The sequence below is a fragment of the Longimicrobium sp. genome, from assembly GCA_036387335.1.
GTDB lineage: Bacteria > Gemmatimonadota > Gemmatimonadetes > Longimicrobiales > Longimicrobiaceae > Longimicrobium.
In genome coordinates this window covers 71,919-86,707 of sequence record DASVTZ010000186.1, presented here as the reverse complement: position 1 = coordinate 86,707, position 14,789 = coordinate 71,919, and the positions used below count along the sequence as shown (strand labels likewise).

Below are 14,789 nucleotides of genomic sequence, written 5' to 3'. Positions count from 1 at the left end.
CCCCGCGGCGCGCGCGTGACGCCCGTGGCCGACACGCTCCGCCCGCGCGCCATCGAGGAAGAGCTGGCGCTGGGGCTGGTGCGCGAGACGATGTCGTGGCCCGAAGCCACGGACCGGCTGCGCGACGCGTACGAGCGCGCGGGCGATCGCGAAGGCGCGCTGCGGGCCGCGCGCGCCATGGCGCAGGAGTTCCGCGCCGACGCGGAGCCCGCGTTCGTGGCGGGGCGGCTCGCCTTCGTGCTGGGCCGCAACGACGAGGCGCTGCGCTACGCCCGCGCCGCGACCGAGCGCGGCGAGACGGCGCAGTCGGCGCAGCTCCTGGGCTTCATCCTCCTGCGCCTGGGCGACAACGCGGGCGGTGCGCGGAGCCTGCGGCGCGCCGCCGGGCTCGACCCGAGCGACCAGGGCATCTCCTTCGCCGTCACCGCCGCCGAAGCGATCCCGCGGCTGGAGCAGGCCCGTGCCCGCACGCCCCGCGACCCCGCCATCCTCTTCAACCTGGCGAACGCGTACGCCATCACCCAGCAGTTCGACCGCTCTCGCGAAGCGCTGGCGGTGCTTCACGAGATCGAGCCGGAGCATGCGGGCGCGCGTGACCTGGCCCAGCGGCTTCCCTGACTGCGATTGGCGCCGTTCCCCATTCCCCATTCCCCATTCCCCATGCTACTTTGGGCGCGCGAAACCAGACCGATCCGTCTGGTGCGCAACGACTACCGAGAACGGGACACTGCCGGGATATGATCTGGGATTTTCTGAACGAGAAGCTGGCGGAGGCCTTCGCCGCGGCGGGATACGGCGAGGTGCCCGCGATTGCCGAGAAGTCGCGGCGGCCGGAGGCGGGGCAGTTCCAGTGCAACACCGCGATGTCGCTGGCGAAGGCCGCGCGGCAGGCGCCCGTCGCCATCGCCAACGCGGTGGCGGCGAAGCTGGAGTTCCCCTTCGACCGCGTGACGGTGGCCGGGCCGGGGTTCATCAACTTCTCGCTGTCCGACGATTACGTCGCGCGCCAGGCCGGGGCGCTGCTCGACGATCCGCGTCACGGAGCGCCGCGGGTGCAGCCCATCAAGCTGATGATGGACTTCGGCGGGCCCAACGTCGCCAAGCGGATGCACGTGGGGCACCTGCGCTCCTCCATCATCGGCGATTCGCTGCAGCGCTGCGCCCGCTTCCTGGGCCACGACGTCACCAGCGACGTGCACCTGGGCGATTGGGGGCTCCCCATGGGGATGCTCGTGGCGGAGATCCGCCGCCGCTGGCCGGAGCTGCCGTACTTCGCCCCCGGCGGCCCCACAGGCTCGGTGGAGGACGGGATCACGGTGGACGTCCTCAACAAGCTGTACCCGGAGGCCGCGTCGCGAGCCAAGGCCGACCCCGCAGCGCTGGAGGAGGCCAAGCAGGCCACCACCGCGCTCCAGACCGGCGACCCCGGCCTGCGCGCGCTCTGGCGCCGGATGGTGGACGTGTCCGTCGCCTCGGTGCGCGCCGACCTGGACCTGATGGGCGTCACCTTCGACCTGTGGGAAGGCGAGAGCGACGTCCGCGACCGGCTGGACGGGATGCTGGAGCGCCTCACCGCGAGCGGCGTGGCGCAGCGCTCCGAGGGCGCGCTGGTGGTTCAGGTGGAGCGCGAGGACGACTCGGAGCCGGTGCCGCCCCTCCTGCTGGTCAAGGGCGACGGGAGCGTGACCTACGGCGCCACCGACATCGCCACCATCGAGCACCGCGTGGAGCTTCGCGACCCCGACGTCATCTGGTACGTGGTGGACCAGCGGCAGCGGCTCCACTTCGTGCAGGTATTCCGCGCGGCCGAGGCGGGGGGGATGGTGAAGGAGGGCCGCCCCGTGCTGGAGCACCTGGGCTTCGGCACGATGAACGGGCCGGACGGCAAGCCCTTCAAGACGCGCGCGGGCGAGGTGATGAGCCTGCGCGACTTGCTGGAGCTCACCATCGCCGAAGCGCGCAGCCGCCTGGGCGAGATCGCGCTCTCCGCCGACATCACCGACGAGGAGCGGGAGACGATCGCGAAGCGGATCGGGCTGGCGGCCATCAAGTTCGCGGACCTGCGCAACCACCGCACGTCGGACTACATCTTCGACGTGGCGCAGTTCTCCTCGTTCGAGGGGAAGACGGGGCCGTACCTCTGCTACTCCATCGTCCGCTCGCGTTCCATCCAGGCCAGGGCGGCGGCCGCCGGCTTCGAGGCGGGCGAGCTGGTGGCGCCGCGCAGCGACGAGGAGCGCGACGTGTGCCTGCGCCTGCTGGACTTCGGGCGGGCGGTGATGGCCACCTACGAGCGGCGCGCGCCCAACGCCCTGTGCGAGCACGCCTTCGAGCTGGCGCAGAGCTTCAACGCCTTCTACCACGCGCACCACATCCTCTCCGAGGAGGATGCGGCCCGGCGCGCCTCCATGCTCACCCTCACGCGGCTGGTGAGCGATCAGCTCGTGCTGGCGCTGGGGATTCTGGGGATCGAGGCGCCGGAGCGGATGTAGGCGGGGCCCTCACCCCCGTCTCGTTACACTCGACTGCCCCCTCTCCCGATAACAGGAGAGGGCTGCGCCCTCTGTTATCGAGAGAGGGGGCTGGTTTTGCGCCCCTGCCGCGAGGTTCGCGGCAGGGGCGTGTTTCGTTGCGTCAGCGGGCGGGGGGGAGGGTGGCGCAGTCGACGCGGGTGGCGCGGACGTGCCAGTTCTGCGTTCCGGCTTGGGCGGTGCCGGCGAGCTCCGAACCACGGTCGTTCAGCTCCATGGTGCCCTCGGTGGCGCCCTCGTTCCAGCGCACGCGGAGGGAGGAGCCGCCGCGGACGGACTGCCAGCGAAGCGGCCGCCAGGCGCCGCTCTCCTCCACGATGCGCCCGTCGTACCAGTGCGCCCCCACCGCCTCGCCTCCCCGGTCGCTGAGCACCAGCCACTGGCCGGAGAGCCGCGTGGCGGATCGCGACAGGAGCGGCGTCGTGGAGCGGTAGCAGCTATGATCGCCGCTCGGCTGCGGGACGTCCGAACGCGGGGGCAGCGACCCGCACGCGCCCACCAGCGCGAGCGAGGTCAGGGCGATGCGATGGAGGCGGTTCATCGGGGCTCGGCGGTTCAAAGGATTGTGGGCGGAAGCATCGTGTCGCCCGGGATGGAAGAATCCGGCCGCGGGCGAATGCTTCTTGTTGTAGGACCAGGTGGACACGATATTCGGTCCAGTTGGATCAACCCAAGGAGGAGCCATGACCGTGAGCGCGATGGAGGTCGCGGAGATGCTGGGCGGGGCACGCACGCTCGGGCGGCGCGTGGGGACGCTCACGGAGCTGCGCCGCGCGGTCGAGGAGGGGCTCCCCGTGGAATCGCTGGACGCGGTTGCGGGGTATCTAAGTGTGAACGACGTCGAGGCGTCCACCCTCAAGTACCGCATCGTGCCCAAGACCACGCTCCGGCGCCGTACCCGGCTGAGCCCAGAGGAAAGCGAGCGCACGGAGCGGCTCGCCCGCCTCGCCACGCTCGCCGAGCACGTGTGGGAAGATCCGGGGCTCGCGCGCGAGTTCCTCACAAGCACCCAGCCGCAGCTCGGCGACGAGCGGCCGATCGACCTCGCCCGCACCGATCTCGGCGCGCGGGAGGTGGAGGAGCTGCTGATGAGGATCGAGTACGCGCTTCCCGTATGATCGCCTGGCGGATCACCAAGACGCGGCATCCGCCCTTCGATGGAACGGGGGCGCACGACTGGGGCGGGCGCTGGAACTCGCGGGGGCGCCGCGTCATCTACGGCGCGGACTCGTTCGCCGGGGCGATTCTGGAGATCCTGGCGCACACGCTGAAGCCGCGCACCCTTCCCGGTCCGCACCACGCCGTCCGCATCGACGTTCCGGATGAGCTCCTGGAGCGTTTGGCCCCGGCCCGCCTCCCCGGCTGGGACGCCCGGCAGTCGCCCGCCGCGGCCGCGTTCGGGGACGCCTGGTACGACCAGCGGCGCTCCGCTGGACTGCTGGTGCCCGCCGTATCGTCACACCCCGTGGGACTATACTTGATGATCAACCCGGAGCATCCGGAGGCCGCTCGGATCAGGGTCTCCGAGCCCTTTGCCGTGCCCTGGAACGAGCGGCTGTTCTGACGAACGCAGCTGCAGGCTCAAAACGTTCCCCTTCCGGATGCACCCCGTACTCATTATCCGTAAGAATGCGCACGGTCCGCGACTCCTGCATCCCATTCATCGGAGGCGATTCATGGCGAAGACGCACGTCATTCTCAGCGCGGGGCATCGGAACACGACCAACGGCGGCTCGGCGGGCGAGGCGGCCCTCACGCTCGCGTATGCCGACGCGTACGCGCGCATCCTGCCGGAGAAGGGATTCACCGTGCATTACGTGCAGCGGTTGAAGCCGACGAAGGGGAAGCCGGACTGGTTCGCGGGGGGTCTGGGGGACGTGGCGAAGAAGGTGGCGTCGGTCGCGGAGTCGCTCCCCGACGGCGACTCCGTGGTGATGATCGACGTGCACATGGAGGCGCCGAGCGCGGGGAAGGGGATCTTCGCCATCGTGCCGGACGGCGCCGGGCTGGGCGATACGCCCGCCAACTCGCCGGACACGTGGGCGAACAACAAGAAGACGCGCAAGCTGGGGCGGCTGATCGTGGAGGAGATCAGCGAGGAGACGGGGATCCCCATGCGCTTCTCGCGCGAGCTGGGGCTGATGTCCGAGAAGCAGACCGGGGTGGCGACGGACTCCACGCCTTCGCGCCTGGCGATGTTCCGCAACACCGCGGCGCTGTGGGACCGGATGGAGCGCATCGTCCTGGAGCACGGCAACCTGGGCGCGGACAAGGCGCTGCTGACCGCCGCCGGCACGCCGGCCAAGTGCGCCGTCGCGATGGCGCGCGCCCTCGCGGCGCACTACGGGACCGCGGAGCCCCGGCCGCCCGCCGCCTTCGCCGCGGTCGTCGCGCCGCCGCCCGTGGACGGAGCGGACCACGTGGTGAACGGGCGCGAGTTCGTGGCCTGCCGCCGCCGCGTGGCCATCGCACGCGCCGGCGTCCCCGCGCTCCAGTTCGCCGATCCCGCCGCCCCGCGCGTCCGCGCCGACTTCCTCAAGGGCGAGGAGTTCGAGGCCGCCTTCCTCGTGGAGTCCACCCCGTACGACGGCGACGCCCGCTGGTGGGTCGCGGTGGATGGCGCGCGCATTCCGGCGGCGGGGACGGTGCAGAAGTTTACGCGGGATTGGTGAGAGGAAAGTGCGTTAGTGCGTTAGTGCGTTAGTGCGTTAGTGCGTTAGTGCGTTAGTGCGTTAGTGCGTGTTGTCATCCTGAGGGAGCCGCCCCGCAGGGCAGTGCAGCGCCCTCGGGTCCTTCTGCGGCGACCGAAGGATCTAGCCGGCGCGGCAGGAGGACGGCCCCCGACCGCGAGCCCCTCGTCGCGCGCAGTAGATCCTTCGCTGCGCGCCACAGTCTGGAGCACGGGCGAGGGCGGTGAGGCGCTTTGCTCAGGATGACAAAATGGGGTGGGGCCGCGAGTCGGGCTGTTGTCCACTCCACCGTGGCCCCATTCCCCATTCCCCATTCCCCATCCGCACTCACGCACTCACGCACTCACGCACTCACGCACTCATGTCACCACCAGCGCCGTCACCATCCCGAACATCCCGTGCGGGCTCTCCGCGTGCGGCAGGATGTGGCAGTGGAACGCCCAGGTGCCGGGGTTGTTGCAGTTTACGATCACGTCCCAGCGCTCGCCGGGCGCCACGTTGAGGGTGTCGCACTTCCAGGGCTGAGGCTGCGGCCATCCATCCTTGTCGATGACGGTCATGTGCATGCCGTGCAGGTGCATCGGGTGGATCATCATCCCCTCGTTCATGAAGCGGATGCGCACCTTCTGGCCCAGCTTCGCCACGATCGGCTCGGTAGCGGGGAAGCCCTTGCCGTTGATGGTGTAGCCGTGGTAGCCGTCGTTGATGATCATCACGTAGTCCACGTCCACCTTCTCGATCGCCCGCTTGCGGCGCGGCTCGATGATGAACGCGCCCAGGAGGCCCTGGCCCACCTGCTCCGCCGCGTTGTGGTGCGAGTGGTACATGTGCGAGCCGGGGTTGGGCGCCGTGAACTCGTACGTGTAGCTCTCACCCGGCTTCACCGGCGGCTGCGTGATGAAGGGGACCCCGTCCTGGTCGTTGGGGACCTCCACGCCGTGGAAGTGCACCGCGGTGGACTGCTCCAGCTTGTTGTGGACGATCACGCGCACGCGGTCGCCCTCGCGCACGCGGATCTGCGGGCCGGGGACCTGGCCGTTGTACGCCATCGCGTCCACCATGCGGCCCGGCTCCACTTCCCACTTGATCTTCTCCGCCGTCAGCTCGAACACCTTGACCCCGCCCACCATCGTCGGCGCCATCGGCTGGTTGCCCTTGCCGGCGGTCTTCGCGGGGAAGGCCTTGATCCCCTTCTCGTGCATGGCGTCCATCTCGTCCGCCTTCGCGCGCGCCGTCTGGGCCGGGTGCGGCGCCGTGCTTCCGCCGCTGTGGTCGCTGTCGGTCGGCATGGCGCCGGGGTGGGCGGCGTTGCTGGCGCTCCGGTTGCCGTCGGCCGATCCCGCGCCCGCGGCGGCGGGCGTATTCTGCGGCTTGCAGGCGGCCACCGCGGCTCCCGCGGCCAGCCCCAGTGCCGAAATGTGCAGGAAGCGGCGGCGCGAGGTCGGCGCGGCTTCCGGGTGCGTGGCCGCGGTCTGCGGAATGTCGTGGGTCTCGGTCATGGTTCCCTGGCCTTCGGTTGGGTCTGGCGGGCTCGCGCCTGGCTCGTGAGGACCGCGGCGTGGCTGGACGCTCCCAGATTAGCGGCACCGCGTCCCCATATCTGCCGGGAGATGCTGAATTGTTGCGTAGGCCGGTTGGAGGCACGTGTAGGGTTTTGCTGGATGGCTCGCGTCGGGAATCGCGAAGCTCCAGGCGTTCCGAACGGCCCGTGCCCGATGTTGTTCAGCGCTAATGCGGGGTTAATTGACTTCGCCTCGCCCGCCCGTCACTTTACACGTGTAGATCGTATTTCTCCCGCGACGGCTTCGATGACCGAGTCTCCCCACCTGACCGAGCTTCAGCTTGCGATCCTGCGCGTCCTGTGGGAGCGCGGGGAGGCGGGGGTGCCGGAGGTTTACCGCGCGCTGTGGGACGAGCGGCGGCTGGCGCAGTCGACCATTGCCACGATGATCGGGCGGATGGAGAAGCGGGCGATCCTCACGCGCCGCTGGGAGGACCGCCAGTACCTGTACCGCCCCGCCGTCACCGAGGAGGAGGTGCGGCGGTCGATGGTGGCCGGGCTGACCTCGCTCCTCTTCGGCGGGAGCAGCGCGGCGCTCGTGTCGCACCTGGTGGAGTCGCGCGAGATCGCGCCGGGCGACCTGGATTCGGTGCGGGCGCTGCTGGACTCGATCGAGGAGGACGATGGCGCCGGTCGTTGACGGCGCGCTCTCCGCGCTCGTGGGGTGGCTGCTGACGTACGCCATCCACAGCACGCTCCTGCTGGGCGGCGCGTGCCTCCTTGCCCGCGGCCGTCTGGTCGGCGAGCGCGGGGCGGACCTCCTCTGGAAGATGGCGCTCGTGGGCGGGCTCGCCACGGCGACTGTGCAGAGCGTGGTGGATGTCGGCCCGTCCGTCGACATCCCCTCCGCCGCGGCGCCGGTGCGGATGCGGCGGGTGGAGCTGACGGAGATCCGGCCGGGTGGCGGGCCGCCCGTCGTGCGGCGCTGGAGCGGGCCGGTGCGGGTGGGGCCGAGGGCGCCCATTGGGGTGCTCGCGGCGCTGCTCACCGCGGCGTGGGCGCTGGCCGCCGCCGTGCGGCTGGGGATGCTGGCGCGGGCACACCTGCGCCTGCGCCGCTGTCTCGCCGGGCGGCGCGCGCTCCATGCGGGCGAGCTTACGCGGCTGGCGGAGTCGCTCGCCGGCCCGCGCGTGCGGATCACCGTGTCCGAGCTGCTCCCGGCGCCGGTGGCGTTGGGGCGCGCGGAGATCTGCCTGCCGCGGCGCGTGCTGGACGAGCTCACGATGGGACAGCAGCGGAGCATCGTGGCGCACGAGGCGGCGCACCTGGTCCGCCGCGATCCGCACTGGCTTCTCGCGCTCGGGACGGTGGGGGCCGTCTTCTTCTTCCAGCCGCTCAACGCCCTGGGGCTGCGCCGCTACCGTGAGGGCGCCGAGTTCCTGTGCGACGCCTGGGCGGTGAGGGCGACGGGGAGGCCGCGCGAGCTGGCGCGCTCCATCGCCTCCATCGCGGCGTGGCTGTCGGCGCCCGCGGGCGAGGTGCCGATGGCCGCCATGGTGGAGCACGGGTCGCCGCTCGTGCGCCGCGTCCACCGGCTGGTCGGGCCGGAGCGCTCCGGCGAGGACATCCGCGCCTGGAGAGCGGGCGCCGTCGCCGCGATCCTGCTGCTCGGCGCGGTGCTGCTGAGCGCCCCGCACGCCTCCGTCCGCCACCCCGTCCTCAAGCGCGTGGCGGCGCGGCAGGAGACGTTCGAGGAGCTCACAAGGACGGGCCAGCTACTTCGCCACGTGCGTACGACCGGCGACGGGCGGCTCCTCGATTCTCTGCCTCGGCTGCGCTGACCCGCGCCACGCGGCAACCATTCGTGCGCGTTCGGGATCTACAGTTGTAGATCGTAATTCCAAACCTCCACATCAGACGATCCGATGACGATTCGATTCCGCGCCCCACTGCGGCGCATCCTCGCCGGCGCCGCGCTGGCGCTCCTGGGCACAGCGCCGCTCCACGCGCAGGGCACCTCCCTGCCCGACACGCCCGCCGGGCGCCGCGCCGCCGCGCTGCTGGCGGAGCTCCGCGACGTGAGCGAGGAGCGGGTGCGCGCCTTCGTGGGCGAGCAGATGAGCGGCCAGTTCCAGGAAATCCCGCTCGAGCGGCACCTGGCGCAGTTCCGCCGCATGTCCGGCGACTTCGCGAACGCGCCGCTGCAGGCGGTTCGCTCCGTCTCGCCCACGCGGCTGGAGGTGACGGTGCAGGGAGGGGGCGGGCCGCTCACGATGACGCTGGACGTGGAGGCCGCGCCTCCGCACCGCATCGTGGGACTCCGCGTGCAGCCGGGCGGCGGCGGTGGTGGCGGGGAGGACGAGCCGGCCCCCGCCGCTCCGCTCACCGACGCGGCGCGCGCGGCCGTGGCGGACAGCGCGGCGGCGCTCCTGGCGCGCAACTACGTCTCGCGCGACACGGCCGAGAGGATCGGCGCGCGGCTGCGGGAGCGCGCACGAGCCGGCGCGTACGCCGGGATGGACCGCGCCGCGCTCGCCCAGGCGCTGACGGAGGACATCCGCGCCGTGCACCCCGACCGGCACCTTCGCGTCGTGGTGGGCGCGGGGGGGATCGGTCCCGCGCGCCCCGCGCCCCGGGCGGACTCGGCGGGGGGCTTCCGCTACATCACCGATGCGCGGGTGCTCCCAGGCAACGTGGGCTACCTGAAGATGAGCTCCTTTCCCGGCGCGCCCGAAGCGATGGACGAGATGGCCGCCGCGCTGCGCACGCTGGAGCGCACCGATGCCATGATCATCGACCTGCGCGCGTCGCGGGGAGGGAGCGCGGGGCTCGCCAACTTCCTCATCAGCCACTTCACCGCCCCCAACCTGCTCTCCCTGGCGGTGTTCGACCCCGCCGCGGGCGACACCACGCTGCGCCGCACCCTCGCGGACGTCCCCGGGCCGCGCCGCTTGGACGTGCCGCTCTTCGTGCTGATCGACAACGGCGCGGGCTCTGCGGCGGAGGACGTCCCCTTCGTCCTGCACAACCTGGGGCGCGCCACGCTGGTGGGGGAGCGCACGGCCGGCGCGGGGCGCAACAACCGCATGTTCCCGCTGGGGCAGGGGATGAGCATCTCGATCTCGGTGACGCACGTGTGGGACCCGTGCACAGGCGCGGCGTGGGAGCGCTCAGGCGTCACGCCCGACATCCCCGTGCCGTCCGCCGACGCGCTGGAAGCCGCCCTGCGCGCCGCCCGTGACCCGGCCCGCCGGCCCGTCACGACGCTTCCCCAGGCGCAGTGCCGGCGGAGGTAAACCGCAACAGCAGCCTCACACAGAGCCACAGAGGGGAACCGCAAGAACGGCGGGAAGAAGTTCTCCGCGGCTTGCGGTTCTCCTCCGTTTCCTCTGTGTGAGGCCCTTCGATTTCAGATTCCTTGCGTCGGGCGGAGGACGGGGATAATATGCGTTTGAGAATCGTTCTCAACATATTTCGCTCCACCCGACGACCCGATGCGACAGATCACCCTTCTCGGGGCGGCGTGCCTGCTGTGCACCGCCCCGCTCGCGGCCCAGTCCGCCTCTTCCGCCGCCGTGCCCGCCGAGGCCCCGGCGAGCATCCGCTTCCACATTCCGGCGCAGCCGCTCGCCGATGCCCTGCGCGAGTTCGGGCGTCAGGCGGGCGTGCCGGTGCGCGCCGACCTGGCCGCGGCGGCGGGGGTGCGGTCGCGTGCCGTCGCCGGCGCGTACACGCCTGAGGAGGCGCTCGGCCGGCTGGTGGAGGGGACGGGGCTGAGGGGCTTCATCGCGGAGAACGGGATCGCGCAGGTCACGCGCGGCGGAACGGCGGCGTACACGCTGACGCCGCTGACCGTCGTCGGCACGCGGAACCGCGGGTACGCGGCGGCGCGCACCAGCAGCGCCACGAAGACGGAGACGCCGCTGCGCGACGTGCCGCAGTCGGTGAGCCTGGTGACGCGCGAGCTGATCGCCGATCAGGCGATGCAGGGGATGGGCGACGTGGCACGCTACCTTCCCGGGATCACGATGGGGCAGGGGGAGGGGCACCGCGACGCCCCCACCATCCGCGGCAACAGCTCCACCGCCGACTTCTTCGTGGACGGCGTGCGCGACGACGCCCAGTACTACCGCGACCTGTACAACGTGGAGCGGGTGGAGGCGCTCAAGGGCTCCAACGCGATGATCTTTGGGCGCGGCGGCGGCGGCGGCGTGCTCAACCGCGTCAGCAAGGAGGCGCAGTGGACGCCCACGCGCGCGGTGACGATGGAGGGCGGCTCCTTCGACCACCGCCGCGGGATGGTGGACGTGGGGCAGGGGCTGGGGAGCGCGGTGGCGCTGCGCTTCAACGGGATGTACGAGAACTCGGGCGGCTTCCGCGACCGGGCCTCGCTGGAGCGCTACGGCATCAACCCGACGCTGGCGCTCGCGCTCGGCACGCGCACCACCTTCCACGCGGGATACGAGCTCTTCAGCGACCATCGCTCGGTCGACCGCGGCCTCCCGTCGTTCAACGGGCGCCCGTCTGACGGGGACATCACCACCTTCTTCGGCAACCCGGACTCCAGCTACGCGCGGGTGCGGGTGCACTCGCTGGGCGGCGTGCTGGAGCACCGCACGCGCGGCGGCATCACGCTGCGCAACCGGACGCGCTACGCCACCTACGACAAGTTCTACCAGAACAGCTACCCCGGCGCGGTGAACGCGGCCGGCACGCAGGTGGCGCTCTCCGCCTACAACAACAGTACGGACCGCGCCAACCTGTTCAACCAGACGGACGTCATCGTGGAAGCCGCCACCGGCCCCGTGCGCCACACGCTGCTGGCGGGCGTCGAGATCGGGCGGCAGCAAACGGAGAACTACCGCGAGACGGGGTTCTACAACGACAACGCGGCCTCCTTCACCGCCCCCATCGGCGAGCCGACGGTCGCCACGCCCATCACCTTCCGCCAGAGCGCCACGGACGCGGACAACCGCGCGCGGACCTCGGTGGCCGGCGTGTACGTGCAGGACCAGGTGGAGCTCACGCGCTTCTTGCAGCTCGTGGGCGGGGTGCGCTTCGAGCGCTTCGACATCGGCGTCGTGAACTTCCGCAACGGCGAGGTGCTCGACCGCCGCGACGACCTGGTGTCGCCGCGCGCGGGGCTGGTGCTGAAGCCGGTGCAGCCGGTGTCGGTCTACGGCAGCTACAGCGTCTCGTACCTGCCCAGCTCGGGCGACCAGTTCAGCTCGCTGAACGCGACGACGGAGACGCTGGAGCCGGAGCGGTTCACCAACCGCGAGGTGGGCGCCAAGTGGGACGTGCGCCCGAGCTTCGCCCTGACCGGCGCCCTCTACCGCCTGGACCGCGACAACACCTCGGCCCCGGACCCCGTCGACCCCAAGAAGACGGTGCAGACGGGGAGCCAGCGCACCACGGGCTGGGAGCTCGGCGCGTCGGGCGACCTGACCTCGTCGTGGCAGGTGGTGGCCGGCTTCGCGTCGCAGAACGCGGAGATCACTAGCACCACGAGCGCGGCGAAGGCGGGCCAGCGCGTGGCGCTCGTCCCGCACCGCACGTTCGCGCTCTGGAACCGGGTGCAGCTCATCCCCGCGCTGGGCTTCGGGGTCGGGGTGGTGCGCCAGTCCGACATGTTCGCGGCCATCGACAACACCGTGACGCTCCCCGGCTTCACCCGCGCCGACGCCGCGCTCTTCCTGCGACTCGGCGCCCGCGCCAGCGCGCAGCTCAACGTGGAGAACGTCCTGGACGAGCGCTACTACGCCACCTCGCACGGCAACAACAACATCATGCCCGGCGCGTCGCGGACGGTAAGGGTGTCGGTGAGTACGCGTAGGTAACAGAAGTGCGTGAGTGCGTTAGTGCGTGAGTGCGTTTGGATCCAGCGCACTTACGCACTCACGCACTCACGCACCTTTTCTCTTTTCCTCCACACCGAAATGCGCACCCTCCGCAACTTCATCTTCTGGTGCCACCTCGTCGCGGGCGTTTTCGCGGGCGTCGTGGTGCTGATCATGTCCGTGACGGGCGTGCTGCTCACGTACCAGCGGCAGATCACGCTCTGGGCGGACATGCGGACGCTGGAGGCGGCGCCGCCCTCGGCGGGGGCGCAGCGTCTTGCGCCGGCGGCGCTGGTGGAGCGGGTGCTGCGCACGGAAAAGGGCAAGCCGACGGCGCTCACATGGCGCGCGGGCCGGGACACGCCGGTGCAGGTGGCGTTCGGACGGGAGCGCACCGTGTTCGCCAGCGCGTACACGGGCGAGGTGCTGGGGGAGGGCGGGGTGGGGGCCCGCGCCTTCTTCCGCAAAGTCACCGACCTCCACCGCTGGCTCGGCGCGGGCGAGGAGAAACGCGCGCTCGGCAAGATGGTGACGGGCGCCAGCAACCTCGCCTTCCTCTTCCTGGTGGTGAGCGGCTTCTACCTCTGGTGGCCGAGCGAGTGGAGCCGCCGGATGCTGCGCGGCATCACCTGGTTCCGCCGAGGGCTGCGTCCCAAGGCGCGCGACTTCAACTGGCACAACACCATCGGCTTCTGGTGCGCGGTGCCGCTCTTCGTGGTGGTGCTCTCCGGAGTCGTGATCTCGTACCAGTGGGCGGGCAACCTCGTGTACCGCGCCGCCGGCGAGTCGGCTCCCGCGCCCGCGGAGGGGGGCGGGCGTCCCGGTGGCGCGGGCGTCCCCGCGGCCGTCGCGCTCGCGGGGGTGGATGCGCTCTGGCCGCGCGTCACGCAGCGGGTGCCGGGGTGGCGCATCATCACGCTGAACCTTCCGCGCAAGCCGGACGCGCCGTTCGTCTTCAGCATCGACCGCGGCAACGGCGGCGAGCCGCACAAGCGCGCGCAGCTCACCCTCGACCGCGCCACCGGCCGCGAGACGAAGTGGGAGCCCTTCGCCGCCACCTCCCCCGGCCGCCGCATGCGCTCCATCCTCCGCTTCGCCCACACCGGCGAGGTCCTCGGCATCCCGGGCCAGACCCTCGCAGGCATCGTCTCTCTCGGTGCCGCCTTCCTGGTGTGGACCGGCCTCTCCCTCAGCCTCCGCCGCTTCAGCGCCTGGCGTGGGCGGCGGCGTACGCGCCCCGTCACGACGCGCGAGCGGGTGAAGGTCGAAGCAGCCTGAGACGCCCGCGGGCTGGCATGCATCTGGCCCACCGTGAGCCGCTTTCCTGAAAGGCTTACGAAAAGGGCTGCGATGCTCGATATGCGAAGGTGGATGGCGGCGGGGATGATGGCGGTGCTCGCGGCGTGCTCCGGCGGCGACCACGAGTACGATCCGGACAACGATGCGGAGGCGACGCGGCCGGCGATCACGGCGACGGCGCAGCAGCCCGCCTCGGCGCAGGCGCCCTCCCAACCGCCCGCAGAGAACCCGGCAACGGCGGTGCGCCCGGACTCGGTGCGGGCCGCGTTCGCGCGGGGAAGGCCGCTGGGGGCGAGCGAGATCGGCTGGTTGCGGCGCGACGTCAACCGCACGCAGGTCGCCACCGCGCAGGCTCTCGGGGTGCGCGCCTATGCGGACGCCCAGATTCAACAGCTCGTGCGGCAGGGTCGGCTGGTGGCGCTGGGGGACAGCACGCAGTACTGGGTGCTCCGCAAGATGGACCACTCGGTGCCATACGTGACGCCAGATGCGCGCGCCCTCCTGCTGCAGGTGGGGCGCCGCTTCCACGCGCGCCTCGACAGCCTGGGCATCCCGCGCTACCGGATGAAGGTGACCTCCGCGCTGCGTACCGGCTCCACCCAGGCGGAGCTGCGAAAGATCAACTCGTACGCGTCGCAGACGGCGAGCGCGCACGAGTTCGGCACCACGATGGACGTGTCGCACGAGCGCTTCGCCGTTCCCGTCGGCGCGGGGGCCCAGAGCGACACGCTCGAGGAGCTGGGAAAGGAGTACGCCAAGGTCCTCCAGGGCGAGCTTGGGCGCACCCTGATCGAGCTGCGCGCCCGCGAGATGCTGCACGTCATGATCGAGGACCGGCAGCCCGTCTACCACTTCACCGTGCGGCAGCGGCTGGCGGGGCGCTGACCCGGCCGCCGTGACCGGTGCCGCCCCGGACACGGGTGCGATG

13 protein-coding genes are annotated in these 14,789 nt (G+C 71.4%); 11 read left to right on the top strand and 2 right to left on the bottom strand.

The genetic code is table 11. From position 1 onward, the window contains the following. Both VF647_18790 and argS read left to right on the top strand, forming a co-directional pair. On the top strand, positions 1-618 hold a 618-nt coding region (locus VF647_18790), incomplete at its 5' end, for a tetratricopeptide repeat protein (GenBank protein HEX8454142.1). 119 nt (positions 619-737) lie between these two features. Further along, positions 738-2,492, top strand: coding sequence for an arginine--tRNA ligase (argS, locus tag VF647_18785; GenBank protein ID HEX8454141.1), 1,755 nt, complete (start codon positions 738-740; stop codon positions 2,490-2,492). 142 nt (positions 2,493-2,634) lie between these two features. Here argS and VF647_18780 read toward each other — a convergent pair whose 3' ends face one another. Continuing rightward, on the bottom strand, positions 2,635-3,072 hold the full coding sequence (locus tag VF647_18780; protein ID HEX8454140.1) for a hypothetical protein: 438 nt from the start codon (positions 3,070-3,072) through the stop codon (positions 2,635-2,637). Positions 3,073-3,214: 142 nt separating this feature from the next. On the opposite strand from VF647_18780, the gene VF647_18775 reads away from it, so the two are divergent. The 3 genes from VF647_18775 (at position 3,215) to VF647_18765 (ending at position 5,203) form a co-directional block, all read left to right on the top strand. Next, the gene (locus VF647_18775; protein ID HEX8454139.1) at positions 3,215-3,649 is read left to right on the top strand and encodes an antitoxin Xre/MbcA/ParS toxin-binding domain-containing protein; all 435 of its coding nucleotides are present in this window, start codon (positions 3,215-3,217) and stop codon (positions 3,647-3,649) included. Beyond that, positions 3,646-4,095, top strand: a complete 450-nt coding sequence (locus VF647_18770) for an RES domain-containing protein (GenBank protein HEX8454138.1) — start codon at positions 3,646-3,648, stop codon at positions 4,093-4,095. The genes VF647_18775 and VF647_18770 overlap by 4 nt, the downstream gene beginning before the upstream one ends. Positions 4,096-4,207: 112 nt before the next feature. Further along, positions 4,208-5,203 carry a hypothetical protein gene (locus tag VF647_18765; GenBank protein ID HEX8454137.1) on the top strand — a complete coding sequence of 332 codons (996 nt, stop codon included), beginning with the start codon at positions 4,208-4,210 and terminating at the stop codon, positions 5,201-5,203. A 377-nt stretch (positions 5,204-5,580) separates the two neighbouring features. On the opposite strand, the gene VF647_18760 is transcribed toward VF647_18765, so the two are convergent. Continuing rightward, on the bottom strand, positions 5,581-6,720 hold the full coding sequence (locus tag VF647_18760; protein HEX8454136.1) for a copper oxidase: 1,140 nt from the start codon (positions 6,718-6,720) through the stop codon (positions 5,581-5,583). A 309-nt stretch (positions 6,721-7,029) separates the two neighbouring features. Here VF647_18760 and VF647_18755 point away from each other — a divergent pair, with 309 nt between their 5' ends. From VF647_18755 to VF647_18730, 6 genes are all read left to right on the top strand, one after another. Beyond that, positions 7,030-7,422 (top strand): BlaI/MecI/CopY family transcriptional regulator, encoded by a 393-nt coding sequence (locus tag VF647_18755; protein ID HEX8454135.1) that lies wholly within the window; start codon positions 7,030-7,032, stop codon positions 7,420-7,422. Next, the gene (locus tag VF647_18750; GenBank protein HEX8454134.1) at positions 7,406-8,563 is read left to right on the top strand and encodes a M56 family metallopeptidase; all 1,158 of its coding nucleotides are present in this window, start codon (positions 7,406-7,408) and stop codon (positions 8,561-8,563) included. The genes VF647_18755 and VF647_18750 overlap by 17 nt, the downstream gene beginning before the upstream one ends. 84 nt (positions 8,564-8,647) lie before the next feature. After that, positions 8,648-10,018 carry a S41 family peptidase gene (locus VF647_18745; GenBank protein HEX8454133.1) on the top strand — a complete coding sequence of 457 codons (1,371 nt, stop codon included), beginning with the start codon at positions 8,648-8,650 and terminating at the stop codon, positions 10,016-10,018. Between the two features lie 198 nt (positions 10,019-10,216). Further along, on the top strand, positions 10,217-12,562 hold the full coding sequence (locus tag VF647_18740) for a TonB-dependent siderophore receptor (GenBank protein HEX8454132.1): 2,346 nt from the start codon (positions 10,217-10,219) through the stop codon (positions 12,560-12,562). Between the two features lie 99 nt (positions 12,563-12,661). Beyond that, entirely contained in the window at positions 12,662-13,840 is a 1,179-nt protein-coding gene (locus VF647_18735) for a PepSY-associated TM helix domain-containing protein (protein HEX8454131.1), read from the top strand. A gap of 72 nt (positions 13,841-13,912) precedes the next feature. After that, positions 13,913-14,746, top strand: a complete 834-nt coding sequence (locus tag VF647_18730; GenBank protein HEX8454130.1) for a DUF5715 family protein — start codon at positions 13,913-13,915, stop codon at positions 14,744-14,746. Positions 14,747-14,789 lie beyond the last annotated feature (43 nt).

What these genes read in the sequence shown, in the direction of transcription:
- argS (HEX8454141.1), top strand. Translation starts at nt 738, where the DNA reads ATGATCTGGGATTTTCTGAACGAGAAGCTGGCGGAGGCCTTCGCCGCG.
- VF647_18780 (HEX8454140.1), bottom strand. Translation starts at nt 3,072, where the DNA reads ATGAACCGCCTCCATCGCATCGCCCTGACCTCGCTCGCGCTGGTGGGC.
- VF647_18775 (HEX8454139.1), top strand. Translation starts at nt 3,215, where the DNA reads ATGACCGTGAGCGCGATGGAGGTCGCGGAGATGCTGGGCGGGGCACGC.
- VF647_18770 (HEX8454138.1), top strand. Translation starts at nt 3,646, where the DNA reads ATGATCGCCTGGCGGATCACCAAGACGCGGCATCCGCCCTTCGATGGA.
- VF647_18765 (HEX8454137.1), top strand. Translation starts at nt 4,208, where the DNA reads ATGGCGAAGACGCACGTCATTCTCAGCGCGGGGCATCGGAACACGACC.
- VF647_18760 (HEX8454136.1), bottom strand. Translation starts at nt 6,720, where the DNA reads ATGACCGAGACCCACGACATTCCGCAGACCGCGGCCACGCACCCGGAA.
- VF647_18755 (HEX8454135.1), top strand. Translation starts at nt 7,030, where the DNA reads ATGACCGAGTCTCCCCACCTGACCGAGCTTCAGCTTGCGATCCTGCGC.
- VF647_18750 (HEX8454134.1), top strand. Translation starts at nt 7,406, where the DNA reads ATGGCGCCGGTCGTTGACGGCGCGCTCTCCGCGCTCGTGGGGTGGCTG.
- VF647_18745 (HEX8454133.1), top strand. Translation starts at nt 8,648, where the DNA reads ATGACGATTCGATTCCGCGCCCCACTGCGGCGCATCCTCGCCGGCGCC.
- VF647_18740 (HEX8454132.1), top strand. Translation starts at nt 10,217, where the DNA reads ATGCGACAGATCACCCTTCTCGGGGCGGCGTGCCTGCTGTGCACCGCC.
- VF647_18735 (HEX8454131.1), top strand. Translation starts at nt 12,662, where the DNA reads ATGCGCACCCTCCGCAACTTCATCTTCTGGTGCCACCTCGTCGCGGGC.
- VF647_18730 (HEX8454130.1), top strand. Translation starts at nt 13,913, where the DNA reads ATGCTCGATATGCGAAGGTGGATGGCGGCGGGGATGATGGCGGTGCTC.